Source organism: Clostridium sp. AM46-21 (genome assembly GCF_003480025.1).
GTDB lineage: Bacteria > Bacillota > Clostridia > Lachnospirales > Lachnospiraceae > Coprococcus > Coprococcus ammoniilyticus.
Genome location: NZ_QUIB01000015.1, coordinates 20,828 through 35,291 on the forward strand (window position 1 = coordinate 20,828; position 14,464 = coordinate 35,291).

Below are 14,464 nucleotides of genomic sequence, written 5' to 3' on the forward strand. Positions count from 1 at the left end.
AATGAATAATATGAACAAACAGCAGCTCTTTGCCTTTATAACAGAAGTGTCCTTCGCGTTGGATGACATTTCCCTGTATCTGGACACTCACCCGGAATGTCCAAAGGCACTGGCAGTATACAATAATTATAAAGCAATGCGGCAGCAGGCAGTCCGCGAATACACGACCGCCTATGGTCCATTGAACCGATATCAGGTAAATGATGACAATTATTTTGACTGGGTTGACAAACCTTGGCCATGGGAAAGGGAGTGTGGTTGTTAAATGTGGATCTATGAAAAAAGATTACAGTTTCCGGTAAATATTAAAGAGACAAATGCGCAGCTTGCGCAGGCGATAATCTCACAATACGGCGGACCGGATGGTGAAATGGGTGCATCTATGCGATACCTGTCCCAGCGTTATGCAATGCCGGACAATAAGGTGAAAGCGATTCTTACCGATATCGGTACAGAGGAACTGGGACATCTGGAGATCGTTGCCACAATTATCTACCAGCTTACCTGCCGGTTATCGATCGAGGAGATTAAGGCATCGGGATTTGACAAATATTACATCGATCACACCTTAGGAATCTGGCCGCAGGCAGCAGGCGGCGTTCCATTTAATGCTTGCGAATTCCAGAGCAAAGGCGATCCGATCACGGATCTTTTCGAAGATATGGCAGCAGATGGTACGACTGCATAAGAACAACATACAGTCGAAAATGATAGGACAAGCCATTTCTAAAATAAAATATCGTGCCTAATAAGACGTTCAATGTTGAGCGTCTTTTTTTATACCTACTGTTACGCATTAGGGACGTAAAAGCCCTTGCTATCAGCGGCTTTGCAGGCGCATTTCTGGCGTGGACAAGGATTTATACCTGTACCCGCAAAATCGCCGTTCTACTGCGTAACAAATCCGCAGCAAAGGAGTGATGAAACAATGGCTGTTTTTCGTGTGGAGCGCAATACGGGATATACCGTAATGAGCAACCACCACCTACGCAACAAGGAGCTGACCCTAAAGGCAAAGGGGCTGTTATCACAAATGCTGTCCTTGCCGGAGAATTGGGACTATACCCTTGCGGGGCTGTCCTACATCAACCGGGAAAGTATCGACGCTATCCGTACTGCGGTATGGGAGCTTGAAAAAGCCGGATATATCACAAGGCGGCAGGGACGCGACGAGAAAGGAAAAATGACAGCGATTGAATACACCATTTATGAGCAGCCGCAGTCACCCGGAAGCCATTCACCGGGATTGGAAAATCCAACACCGGGCAAACCGATATTGGAAAATCCGACACCGGGTAATCCGACGTCGGAAAATCCAACGCAATTAAATAAAGATATATCAAAGACTAACTTACCAAACAAAGAAAAATCAAATACAGATTTATCAAGTACCAATTCCATTCCTATCCATTCCCTAAATCCCCTGCCTTACAGTGAGGGTGCGGCAGAGCCGCCGGAAAAGAAACGAACGGAAAGGAATGACGCATACCGCGTGTATGAGGAAATTATCAAGGACAATATCGACTATGACATTCTCATACAGGATATGGCTGACAGGGACAGGTTGGACGAAATCGTTGACCTTATCCTTGAAACGGTCTGCACCAGAAGAAAGACAATCCGTATTGCCGGGGACGACTACCCGGCAGAGCTTGTAAAAAGCAAATTTATGAAACTTGACAGCGAACATATCCGTTTTGTCCTTGACTGTATGCGGGAGAACACAACCAAAATCCGCAACATCAAGCAATATCTAAAGGCGGCGTTGTTCAATGCCCCGTCCACTATCGGCAATTACTATACGTCGCTTGTGTCGCATGATATGGCAAGCGGCAAAATCTAAAGGAGGATTACCACATGGCACAGAAAACAGGAGCTTTGATTTTTGACGAGCAGACCGACCGTTACGACATTCGCTTTGACCTTGCCGACTACTACGGCGGTCTGCATTGCGGCGAGTGCATGGAAGTATTTGCGGGCGGCAAATGGAAGCCGACCCGTATCGAGTACGGCGAAAACTGGTATCTGGTGGGTGTCCGCGCCGAGGACTTGAACGGCTTGCGGGTAAGGATTTAATGCGGCAGACTGCCCGAAACGACTATCTTATGAAAGGAGGAAGAAATGCAGGAACAGGTAAATGAGAAAACCGTAGCCCTTTACATCAAGACCGGGAAGCTGACCGCTGAAATGCTGCAACGGGCTATGAAAAAGCTGCTTTCACAGATGAAAAAGCAGGCAGACCGCCCACCCCACGGCAAGCAGACGCTAAAGCAGCTTATGAAGCAGAACGCAGGCGTTTCCAACATTGAAATCACAGGGGAAAATATCAAAGCCTTTGAAAGCACCGCGAAAAAGTATCATATCGACTTTGCGCTGAAAAAGGACACAACAGAAACCCCGCCCCGCTATCTTGTGTTTTTCAAGGGACGGGACGCGGACGTGCTGACCGCAGCTTTTCAAGAATTTTCCGCAAAGAAGCTGACGCAGGACAAAAAGCCCTCTATCCGAAAGCTGCTGTCTGATTTTAGGCAAAAAGCGGCGGCACTGAACGCGCAGCGGGAGCAGGTCAAAAACAAAGACAGGGGGCGTGAACGATGAACAACCGAAATCTGAAAAGGTGGATTATCCCAAATCTACCTTATATCCTCTTTGTGTATCTTTTTGACAAAGCAGCACAGGCGGTACGGCTTGCCCCCGGCGCAGACCTTTCCGGCAAGCTCTTAGGTATCGGGAACGGCTTTACTTCTGCTTTTGCGTCGCCCCTGCCGAGCTTTTCCCCGGTGGATATGTTGATAGGCATTGCCGGAGCTATCCTTATCTGGCTGATTGTCTACACCAAAGGCAAGAACGCAAAGAAATACCGTAAGGGCGTGGAATACGGCTCTGCCCGTTGGGGCAACGCCGAGGATATAAAGCCCTACATTGACCCGGTATTTGCAAACAACGTACTGCTGACACAGACAGAACGGCTGATGATGAGCAGCCGACCGAAGCAGCCAAAGTATGCAAGAAACAAAAATATCCTTGTGATTGGAGGAAGCGGCAGCGGCAAGACCCGCTTTTTCGTCAAACCCAACCTCATGCAAATGCACAGTAGCTATGTTGTGACCGACCCGAAAGGGACGGTGCTTGTGGAGTGTGGAAAGCTCTTGCAGCGTGGCGGGTACAGGATAAAGGTGCTGAACACGATTAACTTCAAGAAATCCATGCGTTACAATCCCTTTGCCTATCTCCGCAGCGAAAAGGATATTTTGAAACTGGTAAATACCATTATCGCCAACACCAAAGGCGACGGGGAAAAATCCGGGGAGGATTTCTGGGTGAAGTCGGAACGGCTTTTTTACTGCGCCCTTATCGGCTATATCTGGTATGAAGCCCCGGAAGCCGAAAAGAATTTCACGACGCTGCTTGAAATGATAAATGCGTCGGAAGCCCGTGAGGACGACCCGGAATTTCAAAGCCCGGTTGACCTTATGTTTGAACGCTTGGAGGAAAAAGACCCGGAGCATTTTGCAGTACGCCAGTATAAGAAATTTCTGCTGTCCGCAGGAAAGACCCGAAGCTCTATTCTCATTTCCTGCGGTGCGCGACTTGCCCCGTTTGACATACGGGAACTGCGCGAACTAATGGAAACCGACGAAATGGAGCTTGACACCATAGGCGACCGCAAAACGGCACTGTTCGTTATCATTTCTGATACGGACGATACGTTCAACTTTGTTGTGTCTATCCTCTACACGCAGCTTTTCAACCTCTTGTGTGATAAGGCTGATGATGTGTACGGCGGCAGGCTTCCCGTTCATGTGCGCTGCCTGCTTGACGAGTTTGCAAATATCGGGCAGATACCAAAATTTGAAAAGCTCATTGCCACCATACGAAGCCGTGAAATATCGGCTTCTATTATTTTGCAGTCGCAGTCACAGCTAAAGGCAATTTACAAGGATAACGCCGATACCATAGTCGGCAACTGCGATACGACCCTGTTCTTGGGCGGCAAGGAGAAAACCACGCTAAAGGAAATGTCAGAGCTTTTGGGAAAGGAAACCATTGACAGCTTCAACACTTCCGAAACCCGCAGCAATCAGAAATCCTACGGGCTGAACTATCAGAAATTAGGAAAAGAGCTGATGACACAGGACGAAATCGCTGTTATGGACGGTGGGAAATGTATCTTGCAGCTACGCGGTGTGCGTCCGTTTTTTTCGGACAAATTCGATATAACAAAGCACCCCAATTACAGATACCTTTCTGACGCTGACCCGAAAAACGCTTTTGACATGGAGAAGCATATCAAACGCCGCCCCGCTATTGTGAAGCCGGACGAAGTATTTGACTACTACGAACTGGACGCAGCCGATTTAGAATAACCCATAGACACGCCGAAAGGAGGAAATTATCAGAAATATCAACACAGGCTACATGGTACGCGCCCCTACTCATGGGGCAGGCGTGGCAGGAAGCCGCGGGCAATGACAACTGAATACCGTCGCGAAGCAGCAAGGAAGCGACGCGGGGACAGCCGCCTATCAGACACAGGCGGCTTTTTTCATACCCAAAATCAGACAATTCATATTTTTACAGCCGCAACGCGGCAGAAAGTGAGGACAATTTATGGCATTTTTCAATTCTGCAATCGACGTTTTACAGACTTTGGTAATCGCGCTTGGCGCAGGTCTTGGTATCTGGGGCGTTATCAACCTCTTGGAGGGCTACGGCAACGACAATCCGGGTGCAAAATCACAGGGCATGAAGCAGCTCATGGCGGGCGGCGGTGTCGCCCTTATCGGTATGACCCTTGTACCCCTGCTTTCCGGCTTGTTCGGTTAAGAAGCGCGGGTAAAGGCTTATGCAGAGCATACTTGACGCGATTAACGAATGGATAAAGGAAATCCTTATCGGAACTATCAACGGTAATCTGTCAACTATGTTCGGGGACGTAAACGAGAAAGTCGGCACTATCGCCGCAGAAGTGGGACAGACCCCGCAAGGTTGGAACGCGAGCATATTTTCCATGATACAGACGCTATCGGAAAATGTGATTATCCCCCTTGCGGGGCTTGTCATTACCTATGTCCTGTGCGTGGAGCTAATCAGTATGGTAACGGAAAAGAACAATATGCACGACGTTGATACATTCATGTTCTTCAAGTGGTTTTTCAAAGCGTGGGTAGCAGTCTATCTTGTTACCCACACCTTTGACATTACTATGGCAGTATTCGACGTGGCGCAGCGTGTCGTTTCCGGCGCGGCAGGGGTAATCGGCGGCAACACCAATATTGATGTGACCGCCGCCCTGTCGTCCATGCAGGACGGGCTAAACGATATGGAAATCCCCGAACTTCTGTTGCTTGTCATGGAAACAAGCCTTGTGAGCTTGTGCATGAAAATCATGTCCGTTCTGATAACCGTTATCCTCTACGGCAGAATGATTGAAATTTACCTTTACTGTTCGGTGTCGCCTATCCCATTTGCAACTATGACAAACCGGGAATGGGGACAAATAGGCAGCAACTACCTAAAATCCCTGTTCGCACTTGGCTTTCAAGGCTTTCTCATTATGATTTGCGTCGGCATTTATGCGGTTCTTGTGAACACGCTGACCGTTGCGGATAACCTGCATAGCGCGATTTTTTCAATCGCCGCCTACACCGTTATCCTGTGCTTTTCCCTATTTAAGACCGGCGCACTTGCAAAGTCAATCTTTCACGCCCACTGATGAAAGGAGGTTTTTTCTTGGCGTATGTACCCGTACCCAAAGACTTAACAAAAGTAAAAACAAAGGTTGCGTTCAACCTTACCAAACGGCAGCTTATTTTCTTTGCGGCGGCGTTGGCTCTTGGCTTGCCGCTGTTCTTCCTGCTCAAAAACAGTGCAGGGACAAGCCTTGCTGCTATGGTAATGATTGTGGTTATGCTCCCGTGTTTCCTCTTTGCCATGTATGAAAAACACGGACAGCCCCTTGAAGTGGTAATTAGAAACATCATCAATACAAAATTCACCCGACCAAAGGAACGCCCTTATCAGACACAGAATTTCTACGCCGTTCTGGAACGGCAGGCAAAACTGGAAAAGGAGGTATCAGCGATTGCAAAAGGCAACTTCAAAAAAGGCGCAGCCAAAAAGCCCCGCAGCCGGGGCTAAACGGAAGCTGACCCGCGCCGAAAAGAAACAGATTGCGGAAGTCATACAGACCGCAAAGGGCGACGGGAAGCCCCACACCGCACAGCAGACCATTCCCTATATGCAGATGTTCCCGGACGGTATCTGCCATGTTTCCGGGAAGCGGTACAGCAAGACCGTAGCCTTTGAAGATATTAACTATCAGCTTGCACAGGCAGACGATAAGACCGCCATTTTTGAAAACTGGTGCGACTTCCTCAACTACTTTGACGCAAGCGTACAGGTGCAGCTTTCATTTATCAATCAAGGCGGGCGCGGCAGCGCAGCCGAAAGTGCTATCCATATCCCGGCGCAGGACGACGCGTTTAACTCTATCCGCAGCGAATACGCGGATATGCTGAAAAATCAGCTTTCAAAGGGTAACAACGGACTGGTGAAGCGTAAATACATTACCTTTTCCATTGAAGCGGACAGCATGAACGCGGCAAAATCCCGTCTTGCCCGTATCGAAACCGATATACTCAACAATTTTAAGGTCTTGGGCGTATCGGCACACCCCATGACAGGCTATGACCGCTTGGAAATGCTGCATGGATTTTTCCACCCGGAGGGCGAATCGTTCCGTTTCTCTTGGGACTGGCTTATCCCGTCCGGGCTTACCACAAAGGACTTTATCGCCCCGTCCTCGTTCCGTTTCGGTGAGGGGCGCACATTCCGCATGGGAAAGAAAATCGGTGCGGTATCATTCCTTGAAATCCTTGCGCCGGAACTCAACGACCGTATCTTATCGGAGATTTTGGACTTGGAAAACGGCGTTATCGTCAATCTGCATATCCGCAGTATCGACCAGAGCGAAGCTATCAAGACCATTAAACGCAAAATCACCGACCTTGACAAAATGAAAATCGAGGAACAGAAGAAAGCGGTACGCAGCGGCTATGATATGGATATTATCCCGTCTGACCTTGCCACATTCGGCAACGAAGCAAAAAATCTCTTGCAGGATTTACAGAGCCGCAATGAGCGAATGTTTCTGCTGACGTTCCTTGTGGTGAACATGGCAGACACGAAGCGCAAACTTGACAATGATATTTTCGCCACGGCGGGCATTGCACAGAAAAACAACTGCGCCCTTACCCGTCTGGACTATATGCAGGAAGCAGGCTTTATGGCGAGCGTTCCGCTTGGGGAAAATCTTATCCACATTCAGCGGGGACTTACCACATCAAGCACCGCTATTTTTATCCCATTCATCACGCAGGAGCTTTTTCAGACAGGCGCAGCCCTGTACTACGGACTGAACGCACTTTCTAACAACATGATACTCTGCGACCGCAAGCAGCTTAAAAATCCAAACGGGCTTATCTTGGGAACACCGGGCAGTGGTAAATCCTTTGCGGCAAAACGGGAAATGGCAAATGCCTTTCTCATTACCGACGACGATATTATTATCTGCGACCCGGAAGCCGAGTATTTTTCCCTTGTGCAGCGTTTGAACGGTCAAGTTATCCGGCTGTCCCCGACAGGCAGGGGCATTGACGGAAAGCCCCAGTATGTGAACCCTATGGACATAAACCTCAACTATTCCGAGGACGACAGCCCGCTTGCCTTGAAGTCCGATTTTATCCTCTCCCTGTGTGAACTTGTTATCGGCGGCAAGGAGGGCTTGCAGCCCGTGGAAAAGACCGTCATTGACCGCGCCGTAAGGAATGTGTACCGTCCGTTCCTTGCCGCCCCAGACCCGGAGAAAATGCCTGTCTTGGGTGATTTGTACGACGAGCTTTTGAAGCAGCCCGAACCCGAAGCTGCCCGTATCGCGGCAGCATTGGAGCTTTATGTTTCCGGCTCTTTGAATGTCTTTAACCACCGTACCAACGTGGAGCTTGAAAACCGCCTTGTCTGCTTTGATATTAAGCAGCTTGGAAAGCAGCTCAAAAAGTTAGGTATGCTGATTGTGCAAGATCAGGTGTGGAACCGAGTGACCGTCAACCGGGCAGAAAAGAAATCCACCCGCTACTACATGGACGAATTTCATTTGCTCTTAAAAGAAGAACAGACCGCAGCCTATTCCGTGGAGATTTGGAAACGATTTCGTAAATGGGGCGGCATACCGACAGCAATCACACAGAATGTCAAGGATTTGCTTGCGTCCCGCGAGGTGGAGAACATTTTTGAAAACTCTGATTTTGTCCTCATGCTCAATCAAGCGGCGGGCGACCGGGCTATCCTTGCAAAGCAGCTCAATATTTCTCCGCAGCAGATGAAATACGTTACCCACTCCGAAGCGGGCGAGGGATTGATTTTCTATGGGAATGTGGTGCTGCCATTTGTTGACCGCTTCCCGAAAGATACCGAGCTTTACCGTGTAATGACAACAAAGCCGGAGGAAGTCGAGGGCGCATAATGCGTCCTCTGGAAAGGAATGGAGGTGATACTGCATGAAAGACCCATTGAAGCCCCGTGATAAAATCACGCAGAAAATGAGCCGTGACGGACTTGTTGAGGTAAACGAAACCAAAGAAACCGCCGAGCGTATCAGCCGCCGGGAACAGGAAACGGATTTTCCAAACAGCCGGAACAGGCAGCGCAGGACACGGCGGCACAGCTTACCTCTCCCGGTACTTTTCCAAAAAACGATACCGGAAAAACAGAGCGCGTCATGGAGCATATCGGCGCAGCGCAGACCAGGCAAGCGTCTAAAAACGCAGTACGACGGGCGCAGGAAGAAGCCGCAGCTAATGTGAAAACGTCCCGGCTGCAATTTACCGCCGAAGAATTATCCAACCCGGAGCTTGAAGCATATATCCGAAAATCCCAGAAAGCGGCTGACAACTTGGACGCAGCGCGGGCAGCTCTCCCAAAGGAAAAAGTGATTGTCAAAGAGCGTGTCTTTGAGGAAGCCAAAGGCAAAGGTAAGACCCGCCTGCACTTTGAAGAACGGGAAAAGCCCATGCCAAACGGCAAGCACCATAAAAATCCGCTGTCCCGTCCGGCACAGGAAGCGGGAATATTCGTCCATAACAAAATACATGAGGTGGAGAAAGACAATTCCGGCGTGGAGGGCGCACATAAGACCGAGGAAGTCACCGAGCGCGGTGCAAAGTATGGGGCAAGGAAAATCCGTGAGGGCTACCACAGGCATAAACTGAAACCCTACCGGGCAGCGGCAAAGGCAGAAAAAGCCACGTTCAAGGCAAACGTGGAATTTCAGTATCAAAAGTGCTTGCAGGAGAACCCGCAGCTTGCCGCGTCAAACCCACTTTCCCGGTACTGGCAGAAACAGCAAATCAAAAAGCAGTATGCAAAGGCGGTACGGACTGGCGGCATGAAATCGGCAAAGACCGCAGCCGACCATACCCAAAAGGTAGCGAGGAAAACCGCTGAATTTGTGACAAGGCACAGGAAAGGTGTTGTGCTGCTTATAGCTGCGCTGCTTCTGTTCATTATGACAGCAGCCGGGGTGTCGTCCTGTTCCTCTCTGTTTTTCGGGCTGATGAACGGCGTACTTGGAACGTCCTACACGTCCGAGGACAGCGATCTTGTGGCAGTTGAAAATAACTATGCCGCTATGGAAAATGAACTGCAACAGCGGATTGACAATATCGAGCGTGATTATCCCGGCTATGATGAATACCGCTATGACCTTGATAATATCGGGCATAATCCCCACGCTTTAGCTTCTTATCTGACCGCACTTTTGCAGAGCTATACCCCGCAGAGCGCACAGGCTGAATTAGAACGTATCTTTGATATGCAGTACACCTTGACGCTGACCGAGGAAGTGGAGATACGCTATCGCACCGAAACAAGCACCGACCGGAAACCGGGGAAACAACCACCGAGGAAGTCCCTTATGAGTATTACATTCTCCATGTGTCCCTTACCAACCGGGACATTACCACGATTGCACCGGAAGTTTTATCTGCCGAGCAGCTTCAAATGTTCCGGGTGTACTTGGAAACAAGCGGCAATAAGCCCCTGCTGTTTGGCGGCGGCTCTGCAGATACGTCCGCGTCCGAGGATTTAAGCGGCGTTCAGTTTGTAAACGGGACGCGCCCCGGTAATCCGCAGCTTGTGGAGCTTGCAAAGGGGCAAGTCGGAAATGTGGGCGGTGCGCCGTATTGGAGCTGGTACGGATTTGACAGCCGTGTCGCATGGTGCGCCTGCTTTGTTTCCTGGTGCTATGGACAGGCGGGATTATCCGAACCGCGCTTTGCCGCCTGCCAGTCGCAGGGCGTTCCGTGGTTTACCTCTCACGGACAATGGGGTGCGCGGGGCTATGAAAATATCGCTCCCGGCGACGCTATCTTTTTTGACTGGGACTTAGACGGAAGCGCAGACCATGTAGGGCTTGTCATTGGCACAGACGGAAACCGAGTCTATACCGTAGAGGGCAATTCCGGCGATGCTTGCAAGATAAAGAGTTATCCCCTTGATTATGCCTGTATCAAAGGCTACGGACTGATGAACTGGAACTAACATTTGAAAGGAGTATTGACCGTATGGCAACAAATAAAATTGACCGTATCAGTGCGGAAATCGAAAAGACCCGCGAGAAAATTTCCGAACAGCAGGCACACTTGAAAGAGCTGCTTGCACAGAAAACAGAACTGGAAAACCTGCAAATCGTACAGCTTGTGCGCTCCATGCGCCTTACCCCTGCCGCCCTTACCGACCTGCTTTCCGGCGACGGTATTCCCGGCATGAAAACTGTACCCGAAGCACTCACCAGAGAGGAGGACACCGACCATGAAGAATAAACCATTTTTCCGCAGCTTTCTTACGTTACTTTTTGCCCTTATCTGTATGGGCGGCGTTTCCGTGACCGCGTATGCACAGGGCAATGATATTCCCACCGACGACAGCGGCGTTATCGTGGAAACCGAGCCGCAGCCCCTTACCCCGGAGGGCAATATGAGCCTTGTTGATGATATTTCCGGCGAAGCGTCCGGGGATAAACAGTTTATTGTCGTGAAAAGCAAAGGCGGCAACTATTTCTATATTGTCATTGACCATGCAGCCGAGGGCGAAAATACCGTCCATTTCTTAAATCAAGTGGACGAAGCCGACCTCATGGCGATTATCGGGGAGGAAGAAACTACCGCCCCGGCAGTCTGCACCTGTACGGATAAATGCGTGGCAGGCGCAATCAATACCACTTGCCCTGTATGCTCTGTAACAATGAGTGCGTGTACGGGCGTAGAGAAACAGACCGAGCCGGAGCAGACCGAAGAACCACAGGAAAAGCCAAACAAAAATATAGGCGGTTTGGTTATCTTCCTTGTGGTGGCAGCTCTTGGCGGTGGCGGTGCGTTCTACTACTTTAAGATTTGGAAACCGAAACAGAATGTGAAAGGCAGCACAGACCTTGACGAGTTCGATTTTGAAGATTACGACGAGGACGAGCTGGAAGAAACCGACGACACAGGCGGCGGGGAAACGGAGGGCGAGGAAGTATGACCTTTTTTACTGACAGTCCTTTTGAAAAAATGATGATACAAAGACCTACCGGGCGGCGTGAACCTACGCCGCCCGTTCCTGTTTCTCCGGCTTGTGCGTCCTGTCCCTATCGGGGGCAAGCCCCTTGTGTGGGCTACTGTTTGAAACAGCTACGGGAGAAAAAATTTGCGGAAGTTGAACAATCGGGAAATGACACCACCTAAATAAAAAATCCGCTACCAATTTTGCTTTGATAGCGGATTTCATTTCAATATTCTGTGGGAATGGTTTTGGTAAAAGTTATTCCATAAACACTCGACAAAAGGTTTATGTTTTCTCTGAATACATTTCTAAATTGCTTCATAGCAAAAGAAAATGCACTATTCGCCCAGTCGCCCTTTTCATTTTTAAAGATTATTCCTGTTTCTTTTACAGTGTCTAATCTATCTAAAAAGTCATTGCAAGCACCAATCATTGAGCGAATACAACCGATTGTATCTTTAGAAAAATCACATTCAGAGAGTGTGTCTACCAACCTACGCTTGATTTCAAGAGTAGATTCAATGCACCATTGCTTAATTTCCATTTCAATCGGGTTTGTTAAAAGCCTTTTTGATTCAAGAAAAAAGAATAACTTTTGAATTGCCTGTTTCTCTGTTTCAGTATATTCCCATGAAATGCCCCCAAATGGAACATCAATACCTGTTATTCGGATTCCCATATTTTCACCCCCTGTTCAAACGTATTTTATCGCAAATTTAATTCTTAGACAATTACGAAAGGAGATTTTATATGCAGTTAGTCATTGCAGAAAAGCCGAGTGTGGCACAGAGTATCGCCGCCGCACTTGGCGTAAAAGAGAAAAAAGACGGATATATCGAGGGCGGCGGCTACCTCATTTCATGGTGTGTCGGACATTTGGTACAGCTTGCGGAAGCTGCCGCCTATGGGGAACAGTACCGAAAATGGAGCTATGACAGCTTACCTATTCTGCCCCAAAACTGGCAGTACACCGTAGCCGCAGACAAAGGAAAACAATTCAAAATCCTAAAAGAGCTTATGCACCGCGCCGACGTTTCGGAAGTCGTGAACGCCTGCGACGCGGGACGCGAGGGAGAATTGATTTTCCGTTTCGTCTATGAAGTTGCCGGGTGCAAAAAGCCCATGCGCCGCCTGTGGATTTCCTCAATGGAGGACGCAGCTATCCGCAGCGGTTTTGATAACCTCAAAGACGGGCGGGGTTATGACGCGCTCTTTGCGTCTGCGCTCTGCCGCGCAAAGGCAGACTGGATTATCGGTATCAATGCAACACGCCTGTTTTCCTGCCTGTATAACCGCACCTTGAACGTGGGGCGTGTCCAGACCCCAACCTTGAAAATGCTTGCCGACCGGGACGCGGCTATCTCTACATTCAAGAAAGAAAAATACTACCATGTGCGGCTTACCTTATCCGGCACAGAAGCGGTAAGCGAAAAGCTCTCCGACGCTGCCGCAGCGGACGAACTGAGAGCAGCCTGTGAAACCGCACAGGCAGAGTGTATTTCTGTGACCCGTGAGAAAAAGACGGTATCGCCGCCGAAGCTCTTTGACCTCACCAGTTTGCAGCGCGAAGCAACTGTATTTACGGCTATACCGCGAAACAGACCCTTGATTTGGCGCAAGCCTTTATGAAAAGCGACTGCTGACCTATCCGCGAACCGACAGCGCATTTTTGACCGACGACATGGGCGGTACAGCGACGAATATTGCCGCGCTGCTCTGCGGAAAGCTGCCGTTTATGCAGGACGTATCTTTTACCCCGGACGTGTCCCGCACCCTTGACAGTAAAAAGGTGTCCGACCACCACGCAATCATTCCTACTCTGGAGCTTGCGAAAACCGACCTTGCAGCATTGCCCGAAAGTGAACGGAATATCTTAACCCTTACCGGAGCACGCCTGCTGTTTGCTGCCGCCGAGCCGCACAGTTATGAAGCAGTCACGGCGATATTTTCCTGCGCGGATAATTCTTTTACGGCAAAAGGAAAATCGGTACTCTGTGCCGGGTGGAAAGACCTTGAACGCCGCTACCGTCTGACACTGAAAGGAAAGCCGGACACGGACGACGGGGACAGCGATTTTGTATCTGATGTGCCGGACTTTACCGAGGGACAGACGTTTTCCGACTTCTCCACAAAGGTAACAGTTCACGACACGCAACCGTCGAAGCCCCACACGGAAGCAAGCCTTTTGTCTGCCATGGAACACGCCGGAAGCGAGGACACAAACGCCGACGCGGAACGCAAAGGATTAGGCACACCTGCCACCCGTGCCGCTGTCATTGAAAAACTGGTGAACTCCGGCTTTGTGGAGCGCAAAGGCAAGCAGCTTTTCCCTACAAAAAACGGTATCAACCTTGTCTGCGTCCTGCCGGACAGTCTGACTTCCCCAAAGCTGACAGCGGAATGGGAAAATACGCTGACGCTGATTGCAAAGGGAAACGCCAACCCGGAGAACTTCATGCAGGGCATTGAAGCAATGGCACAGGAGCTTGTGAAAGCCTATCCATTCCTTTCCGAGAAAGACAAGGAACTTTTCAAGGAAGAAAAGCCCGTCATTGGAAAATGCCCGCGCTGCGGTTCTCCCGTCCATGAGAGCAAGAAAAACTATTATTGCTCTGACCGGGACTGCACCTTTACCATGTGGAAGAATGACCGTTTTTTTGAGGAGCGTAAAACTGTCTTTACCCCGAAAATCGCCGCTGCACTCTTAAAATCCGGCAAAGCAAGTGTCAAGGGGCTTTATTCCCCAAAAACGGGAAAAACCTATGACGGAAACGTGGTTTTAGCCGATACAGGCGGGAAATACGTCAACTACCGTGTGGAACTGCCAAAGAAGAAATGACTTGAATAGCAAGCATAGGAAGTG

The 14,464-nt window shown here is 49.5% G+C and carries 14 protein-coding genes and 3 pseudogenes; 16 read left to right on the top strand and 1 reads right to left on the bottom strand.

What is annotated here, in order from left to right; genetic code table 11:
- Position 1 precedes the first annotated feature (1 nt).
- The 15 genes and pseudogenes from DW959_RS10780 to DW959_RS14650 all read left to right on the top strand — a co-directional run bounded on the left by DW959_RS10780 (position 2) and on the right by DW959_RS14650 (position 11,783).
- Positions 2-265 (top strand): spore coat protein CotJB, encoded by a 264-nt coding sequence (locus tag DW959_RS10780; protein ID WP_118616113.1) that lies wholly within the window; start codon positions 2-4, stop codon positions 263-265.
- Positions 266-673 (top strand): annotated as a pseudogene (locus DW959_RS10785) (manganese catalase family protein); the annotation flags it as partial.
- Between the two features lie 255 nt (positions 674-928).
- Positions 929-1,843: a DUF6017 domain-containing protein gene (locus tag DW959_RS10790; protein WP_118616117.1), complete on the top strand. Its 915-nt coding sequence runs from the start codon at positions 929-931 to the stop codon at positions 1,841-1,843.
- A 14-nt stretch (positions 1,844-1,857) separates the two neighbouring features.
- Entirely contained in the window at positions 1,858-2,076 is a 219-nt protein-coding gene (locus tag DW959_RS10795; RefSeq protein ID WP_118563742.1) for a DUF5348 domain-containing protein, read from the top strand.
- 45 nt (positions 2,077-2,121) lie between these two features.
- Positions 2,122-2,598, top strand: coding sequence for a PcfB family protein (locus DW959_RS10800; RefSeq protein ID WP_118563743.1), 477 nt, complete (start codon positions 2,122-2,124; stop codon positions 2,596-2,598).
- Positions 2,595-4,367 carry a VirD4-like conjugal transfer protein, CD1115 family gene (locus DW959_RS10805; RefSeq protein ID WP_118616119.1) on the top strand — a complete coding sequence of 591 codons (1,773 nt, stop codon included), beginning with the start codon at positions 2,595-2,597 and terminating at the stop codon, positions 4,365-4,367. The genes DW959_RS10800 and DW959_RS10805 overlap by 4 nt, the downstream gene beginning before the upstream one ends.
- Positions 4,368-4,611: 244 nt before the next feature.
- A complete protein-coding gene (locus DW959_RS10810; RefSeq protein WP_118616121.1) occupies positions 4,612-4,827 on the top strand; it encodes a Maff2 family mobile element protein in 216 nt (71 codons plus the stop codon).
- A gap of 19 nt (positions 4,828-4,846) precedes the next feature.
- Entirely contained in the window at positions 4,847-5,716 is an 870-nt protein-coding gene (locus tag DW959_RS10815; protein WP_118523587.1) for a VirB6/TrbL-like conjugal transfer protein, CD1112 family, read from the top strand.
- Positions 5,717-5,733: 17 nt separating this feature from the next.
- Positions 5,734-6,141: a PrgI family protein gene (locus DW959_RS10820; protein WP_118523588.1), complete on the top strand. Its 408-nt coding sequence runs from the start codon at positions 5,734-5,736 to the stop codon at positions 6,139-6,141.
- On the top strand, positions 6,086-8,524 hold the full coding sequence (locus DW959_RS10825; protein ID WP_118616123.1) for a VirB4-like conjugal transfer ATPase, CD1110 family: 2,439 nt from the start codon (positions 6,086-6,088) through the stop codon (positions 8,522-8,524). The genes DW959_RS10820 and DW959_RS10825 overlap by 56 nt, the downstream gene beginning before the upstream one ends.
- 34 nt (positions 8,525-8,558) lie before the next feature.
- The gene (locus tag DW959_RS15140; protein ID WP_147353082.1) at positions 8,559-8,864 is read left to right on the top strand and encodes a hypothetical protein; all 306 of its coding nucleotides are present in this window, start codon (positions 8,559-8,561) and stop codon (positions 8,862-8,864) included.
- Between the two features lie 8 nt (positions 8,865-8,872).
- Positions 8,873-10,599 (top strand): annotated as a pseudogene (locus tag DW959_RS10830) (CHAP domain-containing protein); the annotation flags it as partial.
- Positions 10,600-10,622: 23 nt separating this feature from the next.
- Positions 10,623-10,880 (top strand): DUF4315 family protein, encoded by a 258-nt coding sequence (locus tag DW959_RS10835; protein ID WP_118616125.1) that lies wholly within the window; start codon positions 10,623-10,625, stop codon positions 10,878-10,880.
- Positions 10,870-11,580: a DUF4366 domain-containing protein gene (locus DW959_RS10840; protein ID WP_118616127.1), complete on the top strand. Its 711-nt coding sequence runs from the start codon at positions 10,870-10,872 to the stop codon at positions 11,578-11,580. The genes DW959_RS10835 and DW959_RS10840 overlap by 11 nt, the downstream gene beginning before the upstream one ends.
- Positions 11,577-11,783, top strand: a complete 207-nt coding sequence (locus DW959_RS14650; protein WP_118616129.1) for a hypothetical protein — start codon at positions 11,577-11,579, stop codon at positions 11,781-11,783. The genes DW959_RS10840 and DW959_RS14650 overlap by 4 nt, the downstream gene beginning before the upstream one ends.
- Before the next feature lie 44 nt (positions 11,784-11,827).
- Here the strand turns inward: DW959_RS14650 and DW959_RS10850 are convergent, their stop codons facing one another.
- Positions 11,828-12,280 carry a DUF6650 family protein gene (locus DW959_RS10850; protein ID WP_118616131.1) on the bottom strand — a complete coding sequence of 151 codons (453 nt, stop codon included), beginning with the start codon at positions 12,278-12,280 and terminating at the stop codon, positions 11,828-11,830.
- Positions 12,281-12,351: 71 nt separating this feature from the next.
- On the opposite strand from DW959_RS10850, the pseudogene DW959_RS10855 reads away from it, so the two are divergent.
- Positions 12,352-14,440, top strand: a pseudogene (locus DW959_RS10855) (DNA topoisomerase 3).
- The last annotated feature ends 24 nt before the right edge of the window (positions 14,441-14,464 follow it).

What these genes read in the sequence shown, in the direction of transcription:
- DW959_RS10780 (WP_118616113.1), top strand. Translation starts at nt 2, where the DNA reads ATGAATAATATGAACAAACAGCAGCTCTTTGCCTTTATAACAGAAGTG.
- DW959_RS10790 (WP_118616117.1), top strand. Translation starts at nt 929, where the DNA reads ATGGCTGTTTTTCGTGTGGAGCGCAATACGGGATATACCGTAATGAGC.
- DW959_RS10795 (WP_118563742.1), top strand. Translation starts at nt 1,858, where the DNA reads ATGGCACAGAAAACAGGAGCTTTGATTTTTGACGAGCAGACCGACCGT.
- DW959_RS10800 (WP_118563743.1), top strand. Translation starts at nt 2,122, where the DNA reads ATGCAGGAACAGGTAAATGAGAAAACCGTAGCCCTTTACATCAAGACC.
- DW959_RS10805 (WP_118616119.1), top strand. Translation starts at nt 2,595, where the DNA reads ATGAACAACCGAAATCTGAAAAGGTGGATTATCCCAAATCTACCTTAT.
- DW959_RS10810 (WP_118616121.1), top strand. Translation starts at nt 4,612, where the DNA reads ATGGCATTTTTCAATTCTGCAATCGACGTTTTACAGACTTTGGTAATC.
- DW959_RS10815 (WP_118523587.1), top strand. Translation starts at nt 4,847, where the DNA reads ATGCAGAGCATACTTGACGCGATTAACGAATGGATAAAGGAAATCCTT.
- DW959_RS15140 (WP_147353082.1), top strand. Translation starts at nt 8,559, where the DNA reads ATGAAAGACCCATTGAAGCCCCGTGATAAAATCACGCAGAAAATGAGC.
- DW959_RS10835 (WP_118616125.1), top strand. Translation starts at nt 10,623, where the DNA reads ATGGCAACAAATAAAATTGACCGTATCAGTGCGGAAATCGAAAAGACC.
- DW959_RS10840 (WP_118616127.1), top strand. Translation starts at nt 10,870, where the DNA reads ATGAAGAATAAACCATTTTTCCGCAGCTTTCTTACGTTACTTTTTGCC.
- DW959_RS14650 (WP_118616129.1), top strand. Translation starts at nt 11,577, where the DNA reads ATGACCTTTTTTACTGACAGTCCTTTTGAAAAAATGATGATACAAAGA.
- DW959_RS10850 (WP_118616131.1), bottom strand. Translation starts at nt 12,280, where the DNA reads ATGGGAATCCGAATAACAGGTATTGATGTTCCATTTGGGGGCATTTCA.